Source organism: Paenibacillus sp. ATY16 (genome assembly GCF_003399985.2).
GTDB lineage: Bacteria > Bacillota > Bacilli > Paenibacillales > Paenibacillaceae > Pristimantibacillus > Pristimantibacillus glycanilyticus.
The window spans coordinates 44,911-68,424 of record NZ_NMOK02000023.1; the positions used below are offsets into that span (position 1 = coordinate 44,911).

The 23,514-nt window shown below is 51.0% G+C and carries 16 protein-coding genes; 1 reads left to right on the plus strand and 15 read right to left on the minus strand.

All coding sequences use genetic code 11. The annotated features are described in order from the left end of the window. Nucleotides 1–9: 9 nt before the first annotated feature. The 15 genes from CFI03_RS13100 to CFI03_RS13170 all read right to left on the minus strand — a co-directional run bounded on the left by CFI03_RS13100 (nucleotide 10) and on the right by CFI03_RS13170 (nucleotide 21,602). Entirely contained in the window at nucleotides 10–933 is a 924-nt protein-coding gene (locus CFI03_RS13100; protein ID WP_248757554.1) for a carbohydrate ABC transporter permease, read from the minus strand. A gap of 14 nt (nucleotides 934–947) precedes the next feature. Beyond that, on the minus strand, nucleotides 948–1,904 hold the full coding sequence (locus CFI03_RS13105; protein ID WP_248757555.1) for an ABC transporter permease: 957 nt from the start codon (nucleotides 1,902–1,904) through the stop codon (nucleotides 948–950). A 75-nt stretch (nucleotides 1,905–1,979) separates the two neighbouring features. Further along, nucleotides 1,980–3,719 (minus strand): extracellular solute-binding protein, encoded by a 1,740-nt coding sequence (locus CFI03_RS13110; protein WP_248757556.1) that lies wholly within the window; start codon nucleotides 3,717–3,719, stop codon nucleotides 1,980–1,982. A gap of 116 nt (nucleotides 3,720–3,835) precedes the next feature. After that, on the minus strand, nucleotides 3,836–4,195 hold the full coding sequence (locus tag CFI03_RS13115) for a helix-turn-helix domain-containing protein (protein WP_248757557.1): 360 nt from the start codon (nucleotides 4,193–4,195) through the stop codon (nucleotides 3,836–3,838). A gap of 61 nt (nucleotides 4,196–4,256) precedes the next feature. After that, complete coding sequence (locus CFI03_RS13120) at nucleotides 4,257–5,288, minus strand: response regulator (RefSeq protein ID WP_248757558.1); 1,032 nt, start codon at nucleotides 5,286–5,288, stop codon at nucleotides 4,257–4,259. After that, complete coding sequence (locus tag CFI03_RS13125) at nucleotides 5,263–7,026, minus strand: cache domain-containing sensor histidine kinase (RefSeq protein ID WP_248757559.1); 1,764 nt, start codon at nucleotides 7,024–7,026, stop codon at nucleotides 5,263–5,265. The genes CFI03_RS13120 and CFI03_RS13125 overlap by 26 nt, the downstream gene beginning before the upstream one ends. A gap of 93 nt (nucleotides 7,027–7,119) precedes the next feature. Then, complete coding sequence (locus CFI03_RS13130; RefSeq protein WP_248757560.1) at nucleotides 7,120–9,504, minus strand: alpha-L-arabinofuranosidase C-terminal domain-containing protein; 2,385 nt, start codon at nucleotides 9,502–9,504, stop codon at nucleotides 7,120–7,122. Between the two features lie 166 nt (nucleotides 9,505–9,670). Continuing rightward, on the minus strand, nucleotides 9,671–10,210 hold the full coding sequence (locus tag CFI03_RS13135) for a GNAT family N-acetyltransferase (protein ID WP_248757561.1): 540 nt from the start codon (nucleotides 10,208–10,210) through the stop codon (nucleotides 9,671–9,673). 139 nt (nucleotides 10,211–10,349) lie between these two features. Further along, nucleotides 10,350–14,177: a discoidin domain-containing protein gene (locus tag CFI03_RS13140; protein ID WP_248757562.1), complete on the minus strand. Its 3,828-nt coding sequence runs from the start codon at nucleotides 14,175–14,177 to the stop codon at nucleotides 10,350–10,352. A gap of 247 nt (nucleotides 14,178–14,424) precedes the next feature. Next, the gene (locus CFI03_RS13145) at nucleotides 14,425–15,630 is read right to left on the minus strand and encodes an amidohydrolase family protein (protein WP_248757563.1); all 1,206 of its coding nucleotides are present in this window, start codon (nucleotides 15,628–15,630) and stop codon (nucleotides 14,425–14,427) included. 30 nt (nucleotides 15,631–15,660) lie between these two features. Beyond that, nucleotides 15,661–16,377, minus strand: coding sequence for an ABC transporter ATP-binding protein (locus CFI03_RS13150; RefSeq protein WP_248757564.1), 717 nt, complete (start codon nucleotides 16,375–16,377; stop codon nucleotides 15,661–15,663). Beyond that, on the minus strand, nucleotides 16,364–18,190 hold the full coding sequence (locus tag CFI03_RS13155) for a branched-chain amino acid ABC transporter ATP-binding protein/permease (RefSeq protein ID WP_248757565.1): 1,827 nt from the start codon (nucleotides 18,188–18,190) through the stop codon (nucleotides 16,364–16,366). Before CFI03_RS13155 ends, CFI03_RS13150 begins: the two co-directional genes overlap by 14 nt. 28 nt (nucleotides 18,191–18,218) lie before the next feature. Beyond that, on the minus strand, nucleotides 18,219–19,100 hold the full coding sequence (locus CFI03_RS13160; RefSeq protein ID WP_248757566.1) for a branched-chain amino acid ABC transporter permease: 882 nt from the start codon (nucleotides 19,098–19,100) through the stop codon (nucleotides 18,219–18,221). A gap of 23 nt (nucleotides 19,101–19,123) precedes the next feature. Beyond that, the gene (locus CFI03_RS13165) at nucleotides 19,124–20,338 is read right to left on the minus strand and encodes an ABC transporter substrate-binding protein (protein ID WP_248757567.1); all 1,215 of its coding nucleotides are present in this window, start codon (nucleotides 20,336–20,338) and stop codon (nucleotides 19,124–19,126) included. A gap of 22 nt (nucleotides 20,339–20,360) precedes the next feature. Continuing rightward, entirely contained in the window at nucleotides 20,361–21,602 is a 1,242-nt protein-coding gene (locus CFI03_RS13170) for an amidohydrolase family protein (RefSeq protein ID WP_248757568.1), read from the minus strand. Nucleotides 21,603–21,802: 200 nt separating this feature from the next. Between CFI03_RS13170 and CFI03_RS13175 the strand changes: the two genes are divergently transcribed. Further along, entirely contained in the window at nucleotides 21,803–23,503 is a 1,701-nt protein-coding gene (locus CFI03_RS13175; protein ID WP_248757569.1) for a PucR family transcriptional regulator, read from the plus strand. Nucleotides 23,504–23,514 lie beyond the last annotated feature (11 nt).

The following is a 23,514-nucleotide window of genomic DNA, read 5'->3' on the forward strand; positions in this document are numbered from 1 at the left end:
CAGTTGGAATTAACCTTTCACCGAACCTAGCAACACGCCCGAAATAAAGAACCGCTGCGCGAATGGATACATCACAATCATCGGAATCGACGCGATTACCATGGAAGCTAATTCGATCGTACGCGACGTAATTTCGCCTTGTCCTTGCGCCAAAGACAGCAGCTCGGATACCGCGGGATTGGACAGCGAGGCCGAGCTTGACAGCTGCTCTACCGCCGAGCTTGTCTGAAGCAGCTTCAGGATCAAATACTGCAGGGTCTGAAGGTCATTGGACTGCGTAAAATAAAGCGTTGTTCCGTAATCGTTCCAAATTCCGACCGCCGTAAAGATCGACAATGCCGCCAATACCGGCTTCGACAGAGGCAGAACAAGTCTCAGGAAAATCGAGAATTCGCTTGCCCCGTCCAGCTTGGCGGATTCAAACAAGGCATCCGGAATCGCTTTGTAATTCGCGTTGAGGATAATAACGTTCCAGAAGCCGCCAAACAAAGAAGGAATAATGTATACCCAATAATTATCATAGAGATGGAGCCAGTTAATCAATAGAAAAGACGGGATAAGACCGCCGCTGAAATACATGCTCGTAAATCCAAGCGCCATATACCATTTTCTCCACTTCAAATAGGGACGCGAGAAGGCATAAGCGAACATCGCCGTATAAAAAATCGAGATGATTGTTACGAACGCCGTACGGGATATCGTAATCCAAGCTGCGCTAAGCAGACCAGGATCGGCCAGAACCGCTCGCCAGCTCGCCCAAGTAAATATACGAGGCCATAGAAACACCGGTCCGCGCTGCAAATCGATCCCGCTGTTCAGGGAACTGATAATGGCGTACCAAAAAGGATATACGGTCACAATCATGATCACGACCATGATCACTGTATTCGTAACGGAAAATGTACGGTCTCCTAGAGACTTTCCTCCAACCATACCGGGATGCCTCCTTAGAACAGACCTGATTTTGTCATTTTTTTCGAAGCGAAGTTAGCTCCCACAAGCAGGACAAGCGCAAGCACGGACTTCATTAATCCGATAGCCGTTGCGACATCGAACTGGAAATTCAATAGGCCCGTCTGATAGACGTACGTATCGATGACCTGGCTCGCAGGCAGGTTCAAGGAGTTCTGCAACACGTAAATTTGCGTAAAGTTATTGTTCAGCATGCCGCTTACCGCGAAAATAATCATGATCATTAAAGTTGGCATGATGCCGGGCAACGTAATATGGAACATTCTTTTGAACCGTCCCGCTCCGTCGATCGACGCCGCTTCGTATAACGATTGGTCGACGCCGGCCATCGCCGCCAAGTACAGAATCGCTCCCCACCCTAGATCCTTCAACAGATTCGTCACGATTGCGAGACCCCAGAAATAGCTTGGATCGGATAGAAATTGAAGCGGCTCTTTCACCAGATGCAGATGGACCAGCAAATAATTGATAATCCCTTCCTGCGGATTCAGAAGCGTAATATACAAGCCGCCATAAATGACCCAAGACAAGAAATGCGGCAAATAGGTAATGGTCTGAATAGCCGATTTAAACCGGGTACTGACGATTTCGTTGAGCAGCAATGCGAAAATAATCGTGACGGGTATGCCGACCAGCGACCCGATCAGATTAATGCCAAGCGTATTTTTGACCATGGGCCAAAATTGAAAGTTGTCAAAGATAAGCTTGAAGTTATCGAAATGATTCCAGGGACTGGTGAAAATCCCTTTAACGCCGCTGATGGGGTCATAATGCTTGAAGGCCATCAGCAGGCCAAACAGCGGCAAAAAGCTGAATACGATGATGGAGATCACGCCAGGCCCTATCATTACCGCTAGCTCGGTCTGCGTTCGCAAGTCGGATTGCAGCGCATAGCCTGTTTGTTTCTTCCTTTTTTTATCCGACGGATTCATCAGTTGACTCCCTCCTGCTCAAGGGCGGATCGTGCCGAAGCATTCGGCTTTGACACGATCCCCTTCTTGCCTTGCTTAAGAATTGATGCCTTTAATCGTTGTACCGTAGCTTTCCTGCTGCTTATGGAATTGCTCGTTGATCTTCGCGTTGATATCGTCTAGTCCCATCTTTTTCACCTGGGCGATCATATCGTCATAGAGCTTGTCTCTTGACACCTCGTCTTTTGCCAAAACAATTTTGGATATTTGAGCCTCGAGATAGGTTTTGATTTGCAGCTGATCATTGGCCATCTTGCTGCCGGCCTCAATAAAATTGCTAGGCATAATCAAGGCCGAAGAATCGTAAATCTCGGAATTTTTGCCAATCGTCGTCTGTACCTGCATGGCCATTACGCTGTCCGCCCCTTTGTTCGAGGTTGGGGCTACCGTTGCATGGTCATGCCAGGCAATATTATGGAACGGCCAAAAGGCAAATACGCCGGTTTTAGAATAATCCGCGGCAGCCTTCAGCCCTTGCTCCGTTTGCACGACAAGCCCATTCGCATCGAGCGTATAATCGGTTCCTTCGAAGCCGTAATAATTAAGCAAGAGTCCCTCGTCGCTCGTCATGAAATCCAACCATTTAGCGATTCTCTCCGGGTTAGGAGCATCCTTCGAAATAAACGTGTTCATCCAGCCTGTACCCGCCTTCAAGGAGCGGCCTGCTACCGGCTTTGTCCCCTCATTCGACAACATCGGACCTGGCGTAATCCATGTACCGACCGCATTCTCATCCGTAAATCCGGTATTCGCGGAATTGCCGATGAAGCTGAATACCCGACCGGTCTTGACGGATGCTTTTGTGGATGTATCATCCACGGTCATCTGGCTTGGATCAAAGGCGCCCGCCTTTGCCGCCTTGTACAGAAAATCAAGCGCATGCTTCGTTTCCGGAGCCAGGATGACGTCGCGGTAATTGCCATCCTTGTCGACCGGCATGGCGCCAAACATCGCTTCCAGCGTGCCAAGGGTGCCGCCATGCCCTGTTCCGCCAACCGATAAACCTTGATAATCTTTCCCGTTAATCATCAGGGGAACAACGGGTGCTCCGTCGATTTTCAGTCCCTTCACTTTCTCAAAAGCCGCAAGCACGCCGTCTTCCGTCTTTAGCCCATCTTCCGTAATGCCCGCTTGCTGCATAATCTCCTGATTGAACATAATCGAATTATTATTCCGGTACTTGGCTGCATCGGAGTAATATTCACTGGACGGCGGGTAAATCTTGCGTGCATCCTGCGTATCCATATGGCTTGGATAGGCGTACCAACCACCATCACGCTCGATTAAAGCCTGCTTTAAGTCCTGCGGAAAATTGGCGAGCAGCGGGGAGGAAGGATCATACTTTTTCAGAAATTCATCCAGGTCCCATACTTTTCCGGCATCAATCAGCTTCTTCTCCAAAGTGCCGTCCGTCAGCGTCATAATGTCCGGCAGCTTATTGGACGAGACAAGCATCAGGCTTAATTTCGTGCCCGCATCCTGTGCCGGAATGTTGAACTCGAAGGACAGTCCGGTCTTGCTCGTAATCGTCCCTTCTACCGAATTGGGATCCGAATTCCAAGGCGAAGGCGGATTCCAACCGCTAACATCGGAGAACCAAGTCAATTTGACCGGAGCCGCATCCGCGGGCGCTGCGCTCGCTGACGGCTCTGCAGAGTTAGCTGCGGCGTTATTTTTCCCTTCCTTGCTGGAATCCGGTTGATTCGAACTGCAGGCTGAAAGCGCTATCGAACAAGACAATAGCATGACCGTCCACAAGCTGTAATGCTTTCTCATACCTTTGTTCCCCCTTAAGACTTGTAATGGCTCTTACCCTTCCCATGATAGTTGGATTCCGCCCCGAGCCATATGTTTGTAATTTTGCAAATTGGTCTGGATTGTAGATAGCGCTTTCATATTTTTCTGAACTTGCTTGGCGTCAGCCCGACGTGTTTTTTGAACAGCTTGTTGAAATGAAAATAGTCCTTGTAGCCGACACGCTCCACTACCTCGTGAACGGAAGTAGAGTTTTCTTTGAGCAGTTCTTTTGCTAGCGCGATTCTTTTGCCCGTAATATAGTCCGAATAAGAGGTTCCCGTCTCCTTCTTAATCAGGAAGCTGAGATAGCTAAGGCTCAAATTAAAACGTTTGGCGATGGCTCCCAGCATAATATCCTCCGTAAAGCTTGAATCGATATAATCCATCACGGCTTTCACCTGCCCGCTTATTACCGGGAGATCAGGCGTTCCTTCCAGCTCGAGGCCATTCTTCAACCTCTCAAATACGGCATCTATCGAAGAATAGTTCCTTGCCAGCTGATCGCAAGCCAGAAATTCAATATCCTGGCTGCATGCTTGCGTGGCTGTAATATTTATGGATAAGCGAAATGATCTGATTGTACACGCTGGCGAATTGGTCCAGCTGCATGCCGCGGCATTGCTCCATCAGCCGTTGAAGGCATTCCTGCATATCCGATAGTTTTCGTTCTTTCATGCTCAGCTCCAGCTGCAGCATAGTTCCCGAAATCCCGGCGGCCGCTGCCTCATGCTCTTTATAACGGACAATCCGTTGATCCGGATAAAAGCAGGAAGTGTATAACGCGATATCCGCCGCATGAAACATCTTTGAGAGCGAATAAGACAAATCCGCCGTCATACTGATTCCGATATGACTCGCATCATTTAGACTTCCAGTTATAAAATCCAGCAGCTCCTTGGCATGCACGGCTTCATCGTATAGCAAAATATGAGACAGCTTGTTTGAGCCCGTTCTCATGACATGGGCATTCATCCCAGACAATTCAGCAACTCTTTCGGAGGCATCCGTCACCGTAGCATACGGAAATAGAGCGTTTATGAGCAGAACATTCGGATGCTCCGGCTTTATCCCCCGATTGAGCATATACTGATCGATCGAAGTACGACCATCGGCATCCAGCAGTTCAAACAGATCGTTCAACTGTGCATCGGGGTCGCCAGCAGCCAGCTTTTTTTGCTCCAAATAGCCTCTCAAACGCCCGATCGTTTCGAGCAACTGCACCTTCTCGATTTGCTTAAGCAAATAGTCGAACGCGCCAAGCCGCAATGCCTGCTGGGCATATTCAAACTCGGAATACCCGCTCGCGAGAATAACCTCCGTCCCCAGCTTCCGCTTGGCGATTTCATTCAGCAATTCAATCCCGTTAAGACCAGGCATCCGGATATCCGAGACTACCGCTTCGGGACGATGCTCCTCAATAAACCGCAAAGCCGACGAACCGTCGTAAGCTTCGCCAATAACCTGAAACCCTTCCGACTCCCAATCGATAAGTTTCGATATGCCGTAAGCGACCCAAGGCTCATCATCCACGATTAACACGCGATACATGTTCGTTTCCTCCCTCGATGACGCGCGGCGGGAAAGAAATCCTGACGCTCGTCCCTTCATTCAACACGCTGTCAACCTCAAGGGTTGCAGCTTCGCCATAGAATAAAAACGTCCGGTTATAGATATTGGAGATTCCGATCCCCTTTTGCTTACCCAGTTCCCCTGAGACAAATTCCTGAATGCCGGCAAGTCCTTCCCTTATTTCTTGCAGCTGGCTCCCGCTCATGCCGTAGCCGTTATCCTGAACAAGAACATGGATCCGGTGATCGGCGGATCTATGGATATCGATCAACACCTCTCCTTCACCCAGCTTCCGTTCCAGCCCATGAAATACCGCGTTTTCAACAAGCGGCTGCAATAACATTTTGAGCATCGTCTCGTTCAGCAAATTCTCTTCGCAGCGGGTAACGATCTTAAACCGCCCTCTGAATCGAAAATCTATTATTCTCGCATATTCCCTAATATGGGCCAGCTCCTCCGCAATCGTCACAAAATTGCTCCCTTTCACCGCATAGCGGAACATGCGCGACAGAGACTCCGAAATATCCGCAATATCGCGGACATTATGGTAAAAGGCCATGGCGCGGATGCTTTCCAGCGTGTTATAGAGAAAATGCGGATTGATCTGGTTCCGGAAAGCCGATATTTCCATTTGTTTTTTGGCCAGCTCAATTTCCAGCATTCGGATTTGGGTAGAGCGGACCTCATCGCTCAGCTCGCTTATATCGTCCAGCATATTATTCAGCTTTTGGCCAAGCACTCCGATCTCGTTTTTGTGAACGACCTGATAGCGGCTATCCTCTCCGTTTTTCGGATAGGATTTGATGAAATCCATCAACGATTTAATAGGCTTAAGAATTCGGCTGAAGAAAATAAGCAGGAACATGCACAGAATGCCGAACATAATCGCGTAGGTTGTTATATTAATCCGTTTGACCGTTCCCAGCTCGTTAAGCAGCTCGCTCTTCGGAATGATACTGATCAGCTTCCAGCCGGAAGGAGCAAGCGTAATCGACTGGACGATAAATTTCGAGTTTGCCTTCCACTTGCCTACATTCACCGAATCGCTGCTGGACACCTTGCCTTCGCTGGTTAAGATATGATCGTTCCGGTCCAATAGCATTACCCGGGAGTTGGCCGTAACTTTTGCGCTTCTCAGAATCGGGCTCAGGTTGGAGACATCCATCACGTAACGGCCGGTGCCCCGGTATTCCGTTGCGATATGGTTGCTGTCCAGTCCATAGATCGGAGCCGTAATGATGTAAAAATGCTCCATCGGCCGGTCATCCAGATTAACCAACCCGGAATAGGACATCGTTTGAACGGGTGCCGTCGTCTCGTCCTGGCCCTCGCCAAGCCTTGTCATCAGCTTCCCGCTTCGGTCATACAACTGAATCCCTCTTATATTGGATTTCATCGACATTGTATTCGCGAATACCGACAGCACTTCGCGGTTCATTAGTACCCGGTCCAGCATATCGTCCGTATTGATATAAGTCTGCACGGTAGGGCTATAAAACAAGAAGGTGGAGATTCCCTGCATGTCGCTGTCGAAGCTCGTCATCTTCTCGTTGACCTGCTGCAGGATGGTATTGACGGAAGCGGTTACCTTCCGTTCGATAATTTGCTGGGCAATGCGGTTCGTAATGATATACGTAATAAGCAGCGTGACCAGCATAAGCGCAATCAAGATCAAGATCTGCCTCATCAAGCTGGGCTTCCATATCCGGTTCAGCATAACGATCCCCTTTTCGAATAACGGCTGTAAGGCCCTTAAATAGACGAAACAACAAAAAAACCGCTTTTTAGGCGATTTTTTTGAAAACTTGCTTTATTTCACTCTGAATACCGTAATGGAATGCTTGGGAAAATCGTACGCAAACCGGTTGCCTTGGACACGGATATGGCTCTGCTTTGGGGATACAAGGTCAGGCGCTTCGAATGTATTCTCGTCATCCAGCGAATGGCCGGACATCTCGTGGATATCAACATTCAGGAACGGTTTCTGCAAATCTTCCAGCACCACGTCAGCGTTCACGGAGTTGTCTTGTACATTCACAACCTTTACGATGGTATCGCCCGTTGTGCGATCATAGCTGGCGGAATAATACAAAGGCTCGATGACCGGCAGCGTATCTTCCGTCTCATTAATGAGCTCGCCGTTAATCCATGCTCGTATCCGACGACCCGACACTTCCAGCTTCATGTCGTATTCTTTAAAATCTTCTACGCTAAAAAGGCTTTGGGTGAGGACGGAGCCTCTTCCATTGATATGGGAGGCAATAATCGAATCCTGATTCTGCCAGCCGCCAAACTCCCAGATTCGCTTGTTCTTCTCGTCCGTTTGCCCGAACTTGAGATTAAAGCCTTTAGGTCCGCTCATTCTTTGCGCTTTCAGGGTTATCGTATAGTTCTCCCAATCCGTTTCCCCTAGATCAATTGCCTTGACCGACGTCCCGTTCCGTCTGTCTTCTTCCGTATCGGAGAGCGTGCAAGGCAAGCCACCGTTCAGCTCTTTTACTTCCCCGTTCTCGTTGTTCACCAGCAAGATATCCCAATAACGGAAGGAGCAGCGATCCGTCTCAAGAGATAATGCTCCGTTAATCGGCATCTTTATATCGTTCGGAGCAGCTTCCAGACCGCTTGCTTCGATCGTTATGAGCTGATCCCCTTGATGATGCATAAACAGCTGCTGCACATAATAGTTAGGCGTGCCGTAAACTTCATGATTGTTGAACCAGATCATATCCGGCTTCCAGTTCACGTAATCGACGTTGCACAGGAGCGGTGCATAACAGGCAAGTCCTACGGCATGCGCGTTTTTCTCAAGCCCCGTCATATAAGCCGCTTCGGCAAGCGCGTTATAATACGTGTTTCCCCACGAGGCATATTCGCCGAGGAACACTTTCGGGTCATCCGCTTTGAAGTTGTCATAGCGATGGTAGTTGGCTAGGAACCATTCCGGCGAACTGTAATAATGCTCGTCCACCAGATCCGATTGATGCTCTCTGGCAGATTGCCAGCCGCGTTCATATTCCGTTCCCGCGGCAAATGGCCCCGAGGAGTTTATCACCTTCATTGCCGGATACTTCTCTTTGATGGCGCGATGGAAGTACGGGTATCGTTCGAAGAACGGTTCCCCAACCTCTTCGTTGCCGATTCCGATATACTCAAGCCCAAACGGCTCGTGGTGACCCAGCTCCGCGCGAATCGCTCCCCATGTAGTCGAAGCATCGCCGTTAGCGAATTCAATGAGGTCTAACGCATCCTGGATCCATGGCGACAGCTCCTCGACCGGAACGATTCGGTTGTGATGCGGATCATAGCCGCCCGGCAGAATCGGGATTGGCTTGGCGCCGATGTCCTCGCATAATTGAAAATATTCGTAATAGCCAAGACCCAGCGTCTGATTGTAGCGCCAGTTGTTCCTTCTGGCCGGTCTTTGCTCAACGGGGCCAATCGTGTTTTTCCACCGGTACATCGAATTTCGGTCATCCGCGTTCAAGGAGCCGTCATGCACGAGGCAGCCGCCCGGGAAACGCATAAACTTCGGCTTCAGGTCGGCAAGCAGCTTCGCAATATCTTCTCTTAAGCCCCCAGGCCGCTTAAGATAAGTTTTCTCCGGGAACAACGATACCATATCGAGATACAGCTTCCCTTGCCCTTTTGTCAAAAGAACAAGACGACTGCCCATATCCGTCGCGTCTGATGTTATTACAGCCTCGTATTTCATCCATTCCGATGAATGGACCTCAATGGCCGCCTCGCCATATACGGCACCATCCGCCCCTTCAATCGTGACGGTCAGAGGTTCATGGAAGCTGGCGTCACGCCGCGCAAATACGGAAAATAAATAACGGTCGCCTTGCTTGACGGGAATGCCGCTGTTGAAACCAAGATTCATAAGACCAACGCCATTCCCCTCCGCAGCAATTTCAATTACGGCGTAATGAGGGTTACGCGAGTTAAGCGGTTGGCTATCCCCGATCGTTGCTTCCGCCTGTCCGCCGCCTCTTTCTACCTTCTCCCAACCCATGAAAGCGTGGTAATTGGGATGGTCAATCGGATCAAATTCGAAGGAACGGTTCAGAACAAGCTCCGCGTAAAGCCCCCCATCCGCCGCATGATTCAAATCCTCGAAAAATATGCCGAACAAGTCGCCTAATTCCGCGCCTCGTTCCTTCGAGCGTACTGTTAATGCAGGCTTCGTGCTCATGTAGATAAGATCTCCTTTGCCCTCGTTTTCTTAAGATTCTAAGGAGTTGCCTCATCGAAAACAATTCATTATCCTGCGTTAAAACTGACCTATCGTACTTTCCGTTAACGAATAACGATCAAAAAGATAGCGTTGCGGGCATAGCTGCCTGCAACGCTATCTTTTATCAAGTCGCAATCTCCTGCTGAATAGCATGGCTGTTATCCAAAAATACCGACCTTTCTACTTGATACAAATCATAGATTTGCTCGGTCTCATTGATTCGAGTATACATATACGGATTAAGCTCATTGGCTAAGGCGACATAGGGCAGCTTCTCGACCGCTTTTTTCGATCGGATATTTTGCTTGCGAATTTTTAAAAATACCGTTTCAATCCCATGCTCCAGAAAAAGCTCCGTGAAAAAAGCATCCTTAGCCAGCTGGTTATACCCTTTGCCGAAATAAGGAATACCGATCCATGTAGCCAGGAAGCCTGTACGATTGACAATATCGTAAAGATCGATACTGCCAATGGGTTGTGCCGTCTCATTCAGAATCGTTCTTGAAATACAGGTGCCCTGCTCCTCTTCGACGATCAACTGCTTGGTTGCGAATAAATATTGTTCATACGACTGGGGTTTGTAGCGAACGTAAGGGAAAACAGCGGGATCAACCAATAAATGATACAAGGAGTGGCATTCGTGCAAATCTCGTTTTTTAATCATCTTATATCACCCTAGTCCTTGAAAGTCGTCTTCTCAAGTATATAAAAGGACATGAGGGATTGTATGAACGCCACGTTTTGTTTGTGTAAATCGCGCTTGAAAAAGGACCACTCCTAGTCAATCGGAGCGGTCCTTTCCTCTAATTAAAAGTTAACGCAAATCCGCTTTGCACGTAGTTCACGTTCGGATAGGCGATGTTTCTCGTAACCAGATTGTTAAACGTTGCCGATCCGTTCCCCGTATAGGTATAGATGGCCGCCCCTAAATGCGGGCCAGAGAACCTCGACGTCGTTACCCCGTCTTTGCCGGTACCGTCAATGGTCACGTTGTTAAAGACGATATTCTCGAAGCCGCCTCCGTAACCGAATTGAATCCCGTCACGCTGCGCATTAATGATATCAATGTTGGTAAAGGTCACGTTCTTGATCGAGTCATTGGAAGCCTCCAGGTCGATCGCTCCCCGCTCCCCGTTATACAAGTCTTGACTCGTACCGCTATTAATGATCGTCGTTTCCGAGACCGTAATACCCGTATTGTTCTGGAAGTGATAACCCGGGAAGACCGTATTCAGGCGGACGCCGGAGCCGCCAACGGTATCGATAATCACGTTGTGGTCGGCTTTGTGTCCGCTGCCGCCAAAGAACGCAATGCCCGCCGCGCGCCAGTTATTCTCAATCGTGTTGTAGGAGAACGTATTGTTCACGCCTGCGGGAGCGCCGTTCGTGTTACTCGTCCAGACGGCCAGAGCATCGTCGCCGTTATTGCGGAGATTGCTGTTGCGAACGATGGAATTGCTGGTGCCTTGAGCGAAGTTGACGCCATCCGCCAGATTGTTCCGAATTCGGCTGTTCTCGATCGTCAGCCCGTTCGCGTAAATCGCAGGAGTGTGGGCATAATCCCCCACCCAAAAGCCGCATTCGAAATGCTCCACCCACACGTCATGGATTTTGGAGTTCGTTCCGAAATTGTCCATAAAGCCCTTGTAAATCGCGTTCTGACCGTAACGGGAACGAAGCTTCGAATTCAGGTAGACGTTGCTGAAATCCAGCTTGCCTGTAATTCGGAGCGAGATTCCCCCGCCGGCTGCGTTCGGATTCGTAAACTGAATATTCGTATACCAATAACCCGCGCCTGTAATCGTCAGGTTATTGATCATGTTGCTGACCGAGCCAATCTCCCACATGTTGCCGAGATGGAACGTGCCTGCAGGGATATATAACGTTTTGTTGGCCGCTGCCGCAGCGTTAACCGCAGCTTTGAAAGCCGTAAGATCATCTTGCCCGTCATTGGCAATCGCGCCGTAATCGGTAACGGACACCGAATTAGCCGGTTGGGCAATTGCCGTCGGAACCTGTTCGACCTCGATGAAGTCTACCCCGTATTCGATGCTGTCATTTCCTTTCTGAATGCGAACGGTATCACCCGGCTGAAGCGGAGTATCCAGCTTCCAATGCACCTCGTCGAAGCGGAACAGCGGCCGTCCGCCGCCTGGAGCATCCGCCGGCATATCTCCCGAGAAATATTGCCAGTTATAGTAAGAGGATAACGCTACGGTCTTCACTTTCACGTTGTTGACATAGACGTCAAGGGAGCCGCTTTGACCCATGCCGTCCGCCGAGTCAGGCATGGTAAAGCGCATCGTCACGCCCGCTCCGCCCTCACCCTGCCGTACAGTCCATTGCAGATAGGAACCGCTCGAAGGAAGCGCGATATATTTTTGCCCGGAAGCCTCGGATGCCGTTAATGATTGATCAAAGGTTGGTGCGGATTGCAGCGTTGCTCCGCCGCCGCGGGTTGCGTCATTCGTATCGTACCGGGTATACGGCACGCTTGCGCCACGGACCGAGTAAACAACCAGATTCGTTGTGCTTACGTTATTCCCTTGCTTGGACGCCGCTTCATTGGCATCCGCCGCAATGGTTGTCGTTACGGTGTAATTGCCGTTGACGGCCGTCCAAGTGCCCGGAATGCTTACATTAGCCGAAGCCCCCGAGGCTAATGCGCCGTTATACGAGCCGCTAAACGTCTGGATTGTGGAGCCGGCCGAATTTTTCAAGGCCACGGTAATGGCATGGGAGCCGCCAGCGGAAGCTACGGTACCCTGGTTTTTCAAATTTACCGTAAAGGCAATCGAATTGCCGGCTACCGGATTGCTAGGCGTCCATGAGGTTGTTCCGGTAAAGTCTGAGCTTGCAATTGGCGCAACCACCAATGCCGCCGCGTTCGTGTAGCTGTTATTGTTGTCGTTAAGCTCGATGACGGCATTATTCTCGTCTACTTTCGCGCTGACCGAGTAGCTTGCTGCTGTCTTGCTGCCGAAATTGACGGATACTGGAGCAGAAGCACCGGCAGCTAACGCCGCCACTGCAGCAGAACCGGCAAGCTCGTTGTTCAGGTAGAAGTTGACGGTAGTTGCCGCAGAGCTGGCATTGCCATCATTCTTAACCGTTGCGTTAAGCGTAACTGCGCTGGATTCATCCGGTGAAACGGGCGACCAGGACAAGCCCGTAATCGTCAAATCCGGATTGGCCGCAGGCGTGCCGAATATTTGGAATTCCGCGATTTGACCTGCCGGAGCTCCGGAATTGGACGCAATGTTTAATTGAAGCCTTTTTACCGTAGCCGTAGCCGTAACCGGAATCGTCACGGTGTTGCCGGAAGCCGGGTTAAAGGTATACGACTGCGAGGAGACAAGATTGCCGAAAGTTGTTGTTGTCTGGTTGTGGCCAAGCACTTGAATCGTCTGGGTGCGAGTGCTCCACTCGCTTGCCGGATTCAGCTTTAATACGATGGAGGTGACATCGTAGTTTTTGCCGAGATCAAGAGTCAGCGTGCTTGGGTTGCTGCCGCCTTCCCAATACGTGCCCGTATTGTTGTCGTTAGCGTTCGAAGCTACAAACGATTGCGTGTTTGAGGACGCCGTCATGGTCTTGCCAATCGCGATGTTATCGGTTGCCGGCGGTGTTGGTGTTGGCGTTGGTGTCGGTGTTGGTGTTGGTGTTGGCGTTGGTGTTGGCGTCGGTGTCGGTGTTGGCGTTGGCGTTGGTGTCGGCGAGCTGGACGCCGTTACTGTGATCTCGTCGATGTTAATGTTCGCGGAGTCCCCGGCGTCGTATTTGTAGGTTATCGTATTATTGCCTGCGTTTAGCGTAAGCGTCTCTACCTTGGTTCCCCAAGTATCCCAATTCGCCAGATTGGGCAGCGTTGTTTGACGAATCTTTGTGCCATTGACGTAAATGCTGACGGTTCTCGAAGCTCCGTTGGCATTGGCGTATTTCAAAGCGACGTCATAACTACCGGCGGAAGCTACGTTTGCGGTAAAAGCAGTCGATGCCCCTTGCGTCCAGTATCCGTCAACGAAGCCGGTACCGGAGAAGCCCGTATGATCGGTATTTACCTTGGCCCCGCCCGACAAAACGGCGGATTCCGCTTGATATGTACCGGGCGCTGCCGGAGTGCTCGCTCCATAAATTTCGAACTCGGATAACTGGGCTGCCGGCCATCCGGTATTTGCCGTAACATTCAGACGGACGTAACGGGTGCTTGCCGCGGCAAAGTTGATCGTAACCGTGTTGTTTTGAACGGCCGGATCAAACGCGTAATTGGCGGAAGCAACAATATTCGAAAACGTCGAGCCGTCCGCGCTTCCTTGGACTGCCAGGGTTTGCGTCCGCGCTCCCCAGCCAGCGGGCAGCTTCAGTACAATCTGATCGATGCTTGCAACGGCACCTAGATCAACCTGAATCCATTGCGGGAACGCGTTATTCGCGCTTTCCCAATAAGTAGCCTGATTACTGTCTTTCACATTGTTTGGCGTGTACGTTTGCGATTGTCCGCTTGCCGTGATGGTCTTGCCAAGGGTTAGATTCGTTCCTCCCGCAGCGGATGCGGGTTCTCCAATGGATGCTAACAGGCTCGTGATCAGCAGCGTAGCAATTAACAGCCACGCGATATGCTTGTTGCGCATTCTATTCCTCCTCGAATGATAACTCTGATTGGCCTTTCAATTGGAAGCGATTACAAGTTGTCCCTTAACGGTCCTCCTTTCATTAGGCATATCACTAATTATAGGAAGGATAAGGCTATTGGAATAAGATGCAAATCTACGGAAAATGTATGTAATTCCAAGATAATCAAGCCGGATGTTCGGGAATGCGGAGCAACAAAAAAGCAGTGCATCCATTCGGGACACACTGCTCTGCTTATCACAATGATTAAGCTAATACGATTTGATCTTGTCTACCGCTTACGTGCCAACGGCCGCCTACCAGCATCCCTCCGGAAAAGACGGCTTCGCGGGGAGGTACAGCCGCGATAGCATGTCGGGCATTTAAGGCATTAACCAAAGAAAAGCTTGCGCGGTCTCCAACCTTCGGAACAAGCGAATCCGATGAAATAAGCGAATAGGTTTGCAGCAGCTGTTCGTCCGTAATCCAGCTGAATTTTTCAGCCAGCCGCGAGCCGCGCGCAAGCAAATCTCCGTTGCCGAACGGACTCCACGCATCCAGAATATTGTCCGAACCGACATGAACCCGAACCCCTTCCTGAAGCAGCTGATCTACCCGCGGCATAGGACGGTCGATAGGAACGCTGGTCATAATCGCCACTTGGCTTGCGCTAAGCTTTTGCGCCAGCTCTCGGGATTCGGCTTCACTGACCTGCCCGAGACAATAGGCGTGGCTGACAGCCGTACGACCGCTTTGGCTTGCCTCCAAGGTCAAGTCAGCGAATCGGCTAATCGTATAGGTTCCCAGATGCCCGGGGTCATGCAGATGCAGATCTACGCCGGCATTAAACTCCGTGCCGAGCTCGAACATCGCTTCCAGGCTCGCGTCAACCTGTCCGTCCAGCCCGGCCGGATCAACTCCTCCTACGTAATCCGCTCCTGCCCGAAGCGCTTCTTTCATAATCGATACGGATTGGGACCGCAGCAGGCCCTGTTGAGGAAAAGCTACAATCTCGATAGCCATCCGCCCTCTAAAATGCTCTCTGACCTCCAGGATATCCTCCAGATGAGAAAGTCCAAGCTTGGGATCAACATCCACATGCGTCCGAATCGCCGTTGTCCCATTCATCAGCAGAAGCTGCACCAGCCGGTGCGCTCTTTCCGCAGCACGCGTTGGCAGTGCTTCCAGCATGCGAGTTTCGAACTCTAGCTGCCCGGGTAACGTAACTAAAGGCTGCAGCGGCTTCCACGGCTCTCCGAGAAAATGTTTGTCCAGATGGATATGCATATCGGACAAGGCCGGCAGGTAGAGCAGCCCGTCAGCATCCCAGACTCGCGCGAAGTCCGCTGCGGACGGCATCGTTTTACCGCTGGCTTCAATCTCTGCCACGCAGCCTGTCGTCAGGTCCAGAGTCAAGTCATACAACCGGTCTTCGATCTTTACGTTTCGCACTATTGTTTTATTCGCTTCCATCACTGATCACCTTCATCCCTCTCTGGTTGGCTAATGGGCTCCCAAATAAGCTTCAACCATCCGCTCATCCCGGAGCAGCTCGTCGGAATCCCCGTGCATCGCGACCGAGCCTTTATCGATCACGTATCCTCTGCTTGCTAGGTTTAGAGCTTTATGAGCCATCTGCTCGACAAGCAGAATCGATGTCCCTTCCTTCGATAAACCGTAGATCGCTTCAAAAATTTCGTTTACGATAATCGGAGCAAGACCAAGCGAAGGTTCGTCGAGCAGCAGCAGCTTGGGCCTGCTGATCATCGCTCTCGCCAGAACCAGCATCTGCTGCTCCCCGCCGCTTAAGGTGTAAGCAAGCTGCGTCCGCCGCTCATACAGCTTCGGGAACCGGTCAAATAACGGCTCCAGCTCCTTGTTGAACTGCTCCTTTCGGACTGAACCAATCCGTCGCTTTAAGCCCATCCGCATATTTTCTAGCACCGATAACGTACCGAACACTTCCCTCCCCTCCGGGACAAGCGACACCCCAAGGTTTGCGGTCCGGTTGGCCGGCATCGCGGTAATATCCGTCCCCTCCAGCAGCACTCTGCCGGAATGCGGCTTCACAAGCCCTAAAATGGTTTGCATAAGCGTTGTCTTGCCGGCGCCGTTCGAGCCGATAATGGCTACAATCTCGCCTTTCATCACTTCGATATCCACGCCTTTTAACGCTTCGACCGGACCATACCTGACGGATAAGCCATTAACGCTCAGCATCCGCAGCAACCTCCTCTTTGCCTAAATACGCCTGTATGACCCGCGGATCGCTCAGCAGCTGGGCAGGGTTACCCGTCCCAATGACTTTGCCGAAATCCAGAACAGTGACGGTATCGGATACGCGCTGAACAAAATCCATATGATGCTCGATCAGCACGATCGTGAGGCCATAACCGACAAGCCTCTGAAGAAGCTCCTCCAGCTGCTTGATTTCGGCTGCCGTCATGCCGGCCGCCGGCTCGTCGAGCAGCAATACGCTTGGCTCCGTCGCAAGCGCCCTTGCAATCTCCACCATTCGCTGATGACCGTAAGGCAATTGGCTGGCGGACATATGCCGGTTCCCATCGTAACCAATCAGATCAAGCAACCGATGCGCCTTCTCCTGCAATTCCGCTTCCCTGCGGCGTTGTCCCGGTGTTCGAAGGAAAGCCGCTCCAAGCCCGGTCCTCGCCTTTACGGTCATTCCGGTCATGACATTTTCAAGAACGGTCAGTTCTTTAAACAGCCTGGAATGCTGGAAGGTTCGGGCAATACCTAATCCGGATACCGACGACAGCGAACCGGAGAGAGAAGCTCCATGCAGCTCCATTGCTCCTTGTTCCGGCGTATACAAGCCGGAGATTACATTAAGGAGAGTCGTTTTCCCGGCACCGTTGGGTCCAACAAGGGAATGAATCGTGCCGGCTTTAATCTCAACCGAAACTTCTTTTAAGGCCTGTAGACCGCCGAACGACTTATTAATGCCCTCTAGGCGAAGTGCGGCAGCAGGAAATCCGCCCTTTTTCCTATCGTTCGCGAACAGTAAGCTAAGATCAGCCTTACCGCCGCTGCGATCCGCTTCCTGTGAACTTAGCTTTAAGCCAAACCGCGCTTCCAGCCAATCATTCATCGTTCCCATAATCCCTTTCGGGAGAAAATAAAGAACCGCGAACATGATCGTCCCGTACAGCGCCATACGCAGCTTCTCCATCTCCAGCATTTCAGGCAGGAAGACCAGTATAACTGCGCCGATGATGGGCCCAAGCAAGCGTCCGGAGCCGCCTAAGATTACGATAAGCACAAGCTGAACCGAGGCCTGGAAATGATAAGTATCCGGACTGATAAAACTGTTCGTATGGGCATACAACGTACCGGCAAGACCCGCTAGAACGGCGCTGACCGCAAATCCGATGTATTGCGGCTTAAACTTTCGAATACCCAAGGAAGCCGCGGCTATCTCATTTTCCTTCGTGGCGATCATGGATCTCCCCCAAGCCGATCGCCGTATATTGTAAGCAAGGATAAGAGACCCAATAGCAACCGCCGCTACGAGGAGATACATGCTCTGCAGATCAAAGACATAATCGCCTAGCTTTGGCTTAGGAATGCCCGATATGCCAAGCGGCCCGCCGGTAACCCCATCCCACCTGATCAATGCTTCATGCACAACTACCCCGAAGGCGATCGTAATCATGGAGAGATACACGCCGCCCGCTTTAATCGTAGGAATGGCAATCAGGCTTCCGATGATCAGTGAAACCGCAATGCCGGCAAGCGCGGACAGCCAGAAGTTCAATCCGTAATGCGTGCTGGCATATGCCGAGGTATACGCTCCCGCAGCCATCAATCCGGCATTGCCGATGGAGACAATCCCGCAATAGCCGACCAGAATATTCATGCCGACACACGCAATCACATAAATGCCGATTGTAAAAAACAAGTTCAGCATATAGGCATCAGCCGTCCATGAAGCGGAAGCAATTGCCGCTGCGGCAAGCAGTCCGCCCCATAGAGCTGACCTGCGGAAGATTATATTTTTCCAGGTATCATTCATTTCCGCTTCCCCCTAAGCAAGTCTAACCCTATACCTTGACGACTATTTTCCTGACGTTAAACAGCCCCATCGGCTTCCAATACAACACGAGAATAACAATGCCGTACACGAACATCTCCCGGAATGCGGTCGAGATATATTGACCGATAAACACCTCGGCGACGCCAAGCAGCAGCCCCGTGCCTACGATTCCCTTGGGATTATTGACGCCTGCCAGAATGGCGACGGAGATGGCTTTTAGACCTAGCGGCAAGCCTACATCGACGGATACGGCATAGTTCGTAGACATTAAAGCCCCGCCAATCCCCGCGAGCAATCCGCTTAATACGTAAGCAACTGCCACGACACGCCCGCTGCTAATGCCCATCATCTCAACGGCTGTCCGGTTATCCGCCGTTGCGCGCAGCCACAAGCCCCAGTGCGATTTTTGATAAAACAGGATTAACAACGCGAGCAGCACGCCAACGATAGGGAAGAAAATAAACTCCTTCCAATAAATGCCGGCATCCATAATGCGAAGCATTCCGCTGCCTGCCGGAGAAGGGACAACCCCTTCATCCGGACCATTGAAATAGAGGGCAACGTCTTGGATAATAATGCCGACCGCGATTGTGCTGAGTACCCATTCAACCGAATTCGCACCCTTATCGAACTTGCGTATGGCCAGCCTCTCGATCACGAGATTGAGCAAGGCTACCAGCAGGATTGAAGCAGCAAACGCGAGAGGAAACGGCAGCCCCGCGTGCTCGGAGAAACCAAACAGCAGGACTCCTCCTACCATAACGAGCTGCCCTTGCGACATATTGAGAGTACCGTTTACGACATAGGTTAAGCTGTAGCCGAGAGCGATAACGGCATAGAGGCAGCCGACCGCAAGACCACTGATGATTAATTGCAAGATAAGCGACATGCTGATCCCTCTTTTCCGCTCTGTTACTGTTTGTCGGATACGACAAGCTTGCCGTCCTTCCACACGGACATCAAATACGAATGAACGTCGATTGCATCATGGTTGTCTTTCGTGAACGCCTGATCCCAATCCTTGATAACCCCGCTGTATTGGCCAAGATTGGTTTCCAGCGTGTTTTTGACCGCCTCGCGGTCTTTCTTCAGATTGCCCGTCAGCTCCGTGCGTTCAATGGCCTGGAACAGCATCATCGCGCCGTCATAGCCTTGCGCCGCGGAAGCAAACGTCGTTGGAATATGGCCGAATTTTGCCGTAAAATCCTTCAGGAATGCCGCCGCAGGCTCCCGGGTCTGATCAACGTTAAAGTTGGCTGTCTGAATCGCGTAGGTTCCCTCCGCCAGCTGCTGGCCTACCTCCTGCACGCCTTTGTTGGCCATGCCGTTCTCGCCAACGATCGGAACCTTCCAGCCGAGCTTATCCATCGCTTGAAGCACATAGCCATTGCCGGCTCCTTGCCCGAACAGGTAGATCACTTCGGCTCCCGCTTCCTTTGCGTGGTTGACCTGCGCGGTCATATCTTTATCCTTGGCATTGTCGAACGACTCCACGGCTACCGGCTTCAGTCCCTTTTCCTCAAGCGCTTTTGTCATCGCCGCAGCGGCGCCTTTGCCGTAACCGCCATTCTCATGAAGAATCGCGATTTTGTCGGTAGCAAAGTATTTATTAATGAATTGCAAAGCGTATTGCGCGGTAATGTTCGCGTTCATCCGTACGCCAAAGGTCCAAGGCATGCCGCTTTCTACCGATGCGGGAACATTGGAGGTGGCTACGACAAACGGAAATTTCTCCTCCATAATAATGGGGGATTGCGCCAGCATAACGGTGCTGTAGAAGCCCCCAACTGCTCCAAGCACGCCTTCCTTCTGCCCAAAATCCCTAATAATGCTGATGCCTCGCGTAGGATTCTGCTCGGTGTCGCGAACGACCAACTCAACGGTTCGGCCATGCAAGCCGCCTTTGGCGTTAATCTGATCAACGGCGATTTGAACCCCCTGGTACAAATTAATAGAGTTCATGGCGTTATCGCCCGTTGCTTCCGTCGACATGCCGATCAGAATGGGTTTATCGCTTTTGTTGCCATTGCCCGAAGCCGCTTTGTTGCCGCCGCAGCCCGCGAGCACCAGTACCATAACCGCCATCCATGCCGCACACCATACCTTCAGGTTATAACGTTTACTCATCTATGATCCTCTCCTCTATCTTTTATATGATGGACAATCTCTCTCTCTCGATTCTTGTATCCGCGACCATAACGCCTCTTTTCCATACCGTCCGGGTCTCGGACTTATGAAGCAGTACGTCTCTTTCCGTCCTCTCCCGGAACAACACCATGTCAGCCGGCGCCCCTTCCAGAATCCCGTAGCCCTCGAGGGCTAACACCCGGCTTGCGCCCTCTGTGAGCATCCCCAGCAAGCGGCTCGCATCGCTATCGCCTCCCATATAAGCGGTAACCGCAAGCAGCCATGCCGTTTCAAGGGGATCCGCTTTGCCGAACGGGGTGAAGGGATTCTGCACGTTGTTCATGCCAATGGCTACGTTAACCCCTTTTTCCTGAAGCAGCTTGACGGGCGTCAAACCTCTGCGCGGCTTCTCCTCATCACCCCGTCCATTAATAAAAAGGTCGGTTGCCGGCAGCGTGATGATATGAATGCCCGCTTCGCTCAGCAGCTCTGCTGCCGCTTCCGCCTCCACTCTCGCAAGAGAACCCAGAGAGGTGACGTGCCCGGCGCTTACGCGGCCTTGAAGCCCGTATTGCATGGTCCGCTTGGCAATTTTAACGATCGCGAGATCCTCGGGCTTGTCGGAGAAATCCGCATGGAAATCCAGCGGCTTGTTATATTTGCCCGCGAGATCAAACACAAACTTCAAATGTTCGTCCAAGTCCGGATCTTGATACGTAATTCCGCCCACAACGTCACAGCCAAGCCGAATAGCTTCTTCCATCAGCTCGGCGGTTCCCGGGCTTTTGAATATTCCCTCTTGAGGGAAAGCGACCACTTGCAAATCCAGCAGATGCCGTACGGATTGCTTCAGCTCGAGCGCCGATTCAATGGCCGACAATCCTAGAATGGGATCAACCTCCGCATGGCAACGCATATGGGTTACGCCGTTGCGTACGGCTTCCTTAATCACTTGCAAGGACCGCTCTCTCATATCGCTTCTCGTAAAAATCTTTTTCATGTCGGCCGTCATCCTTATCGCTTCCTGAAGCGATTCAGCTTCCTTTTCCATCCGGGTCAGCAGATACGCCTTTTCCAGATGGATATGCGGTTCTACCAGACCTGGCAGTAGTACGCCGCCTTCCCCATTCACAACGGCATTCGCCGTCCATTCCGTTGCAGCCCCGCTGTTCTCCACATAAACGATTTTGCCGTCTGCTACTCCTACATCCTTCAATGGATGATGACCCATTACTCTGACATTCGATATGATTTGTTCAAGCATTGCAGCCCCCTCCATGTCACGTTTCTTGACTTCGTTTAAGCTAAATTCAGAATAGCTGTTCCTATACGGAAAGTCATTGGCTGCATCAACTAAAAAATTATAAGGAAATTGGATGAATGATCCAAATATTGATTTACACCCACCCAATTACATGTTACATTTCATGACACAAAACTCTTTTTGAAAAGGAAGGGATCCCATTGCTGCTAAGCGAGCTGCTTGCCAACGACATTTACGAGCATGCACGAGTTATTGCCGGGTTTAACGGACTTACTCGCAAGGTTCAAACCGTCAATATTATGGATGCCCCCGATATCATCCGGTTTCTGCGCCCTGGCGAGCTTTTATTGACCAACGGTTTTTTCATGAAGCAGACACCCGGCATGTTTATGGAGCTGATGCGGGATATGCAGCGTATGGAATGCTCGGGCATGGCTGTCAAGACGGAACGCTTCAAGCTCCATGTCCCCGAGGAAGCGCTTCTCGAAGCCGAACGGCTGCAGTTCCCGATTATCGAAATCTCGGCAGTAGAGCTGTCTTTAGGCGAGATTTTGCAAAGATCCACAAGTCTGATCATGAATAACAAGAATGAAGAACTGCAATATGCCTTGCATATCCATAAGCAGTTCTCCGAAATGATCATGAAAGGCAAAGGCATTACAGGTATTGTTGATGCTTTGACCAAGCTGCTTTCCTCTCCCATTCTGCTTCTTAACGGAAAACTGCAGCCCATTGCGGAATCCAGGCTCGGTTACGCATCTCTTATGCCTGACTTGGCAGCGGCAGCGGATGCCATTCTCGATGGAGCAGCCATACCGTCGTCGCCAACTTCCTTCTGTCTCCTTGACGTTTCGCTTCGCAATCGCTGCAACGTGCTGCTGTATCCGGTTCACACTTACCGCCACGAAGGTTATTTACTCTCCTTCCATTCCGGAGAGAAAATGTCCAATTTGTACGGTTTAACCTTGGAACAAGCCTCCAATGTCATTGGCATGGAGCTGACAAAAGCACAAGCGGTGAAGGAACGCTCGCGCCGTTACAAAAACGAATTTTTCTCCGATCTGATCGACGGCTACATCACCTCCGAGCAGGAAGCTATTCATCGAGGAAAGAAATACGGAATAAAAGCAAACGGAGCTTGGGTCATGCTTGCGGCTCGCCGGGATGGGGCAGGTTGGGGAAACGGTCAGAGGGATAGTCAAACAGAGAGGCAGGATGAACGGAACGTATCCGAGCGTGATGAGCATTACGAGAGGATTAAGCGGCATTTTTCCGCTATCGGGCAGTCCTTTGTGATGTTTACCAAAAACGATTCATTTGGACTTCTGCTGCATCTATCCGATTCAGGCTGGGATGAATCCTTCTTTCTCCAGCAACTGGCCCGCCTGTCCGACCGACTATACGAGGAGATCGGATTAAGCTTGTCCATAGGTATCGGCAAGCCTGCAACAAATGCGCTTGGAATCAAGCACTCCTATGAGGAAGCCATCAAGGCTCTCCAATACGGCTACCGCTTGAAGCGAACCAAGTTCGTGCAATCCTACCAGTCGAAGGATATCGGTTACTTGTTCCACATGCTGCCGCATGACGAACTGAAGCAATTTTACGAGGAGACTTTTTACGGTATCAGACATACGGAGGAGCAGGAGCGGAAAGAGCTGCTTCGGACGCTTAGCGCCTTCTACGACACGCAATGCCAGCTGATGGAGACCTCAAAGCTGCTATTCGTGCACCGCAATACCGTCGTGTACCGGCTGGATAAATGCGAGAAGCTGCTTGGGGTTAAGCTGAAGGATCCCATTGAGAGCTTAAGGCTGAGAATTGCTCTTTCCATAGAACCGCTACTGAGCGGAGACGGCTCCGTTTCTTTGTCGAGGCAACAAAAAAAGCCCAAAAAATAAAGAGGGACGCA

Excerpts from the sequence above, each read along its gene's own strand:
- CFI03_RS13155 (WP_248757565.1), bottom strand. The coding sequence starts at position 18,190 with ATGAATGATACCTGGAAAAATATAATCTTCCGCAGGTCAGCTCTATGG.
- CFI03_RS13105 (WP_248757555.1), bottom strand. The coding sequence starts at position 1,904 with ATGAATCCGTCGGATAAAAAAAGGAAGAAACAAACAGGCTATGCGCTG.
- CFI03_RS13125 (WP_248757559.1), bottom strand. The coding sequence starts at position 7,026 with ATGCTGAACCGGATATGGAAGCCCAGCTTGATGAGGCAGATCTTGATC.
- CFI03_RS13110 (WP_248757556.1), bottom strand. The coding sequence starts at position 3,719 with ATGAGAAAGCATTACAGCTTGTGGACGGTCATGCTATTGTCTTGTTCG.
- CFI03_RS13140 (WP_248757562.1), bottom strand. The coding sequence starts at position 14,177 with ATGCGCAACAAGCATATCGCGTGGCTGTTAATTGCTACGCTGCTGATC.
- CFI03_RS13170 (WP_248757568.1), bottom strand. The coding sequence starts at position 21,602 with ATGCTTGAACAAATCATATCGAATGTCAGAGTAATGGGTCATCATCCA.
- CFI03_RS13160 (WP_248757566.1), bottom strand. The coding sequence starts at position 19,100 with ATGTCGCTTATCTTGCAATTAATCATCAGTGGTCTTGCGGTCGGCTGC.
- CFI03_RS13135 (WP_248757561.1), bottom strand. The coding sequence starts at position 10,210 with ATGATTAAAAAACGAGATTTGCACGAATGCCACTCCTTGTATCATTTA.
- CFI03_RS13100 (WP_248757554.1), bottom strand. The coding sequence starts at position 933 with ATGGTTGGAGGAAAGTCTCTAGGAGACCGTACATTTTCCGTTACGAAT.
- CFI03_RS13150 (WP_248757564.1), bottom strand. The coding sequence starts at position 16,377 with ATGCTGAGCGTTAATGGCTTATCCGTCAGGTATGGTCCGGTCGAAGCG.
- CFI03_RS13120 (WP_248757558.1), bottom strand. The coding sequence starts at position 5,288 with ATGTATCGCGTGTTAATCGTGGATGATGAGCCTTGGGTCGCTTACGGC.
- CFI03_RS13165 (WP_248757567.1), bottom strand. The coding sequence starts at position 20,338 with ATGAGTAAACGTTATAACCTGAAGGTATGGTGTGCGGCATGGATGGCG.
- CFI03_RS13145 (WP_248757563.1), bottom strand. The coding sequence starts at position 15,630 with ATGGAAGCGAATAAAACAATAGTGCGAAACGTAAAGATCGAAGACCGG.
- CFI03_RS13130 (WP_248757560.1), bottom strand. The coding sequence starts at position 9,504 with ATGAGCACGAAGCCTGCATTAACAGTACGCTCGAAGGAACGAGGCGCG.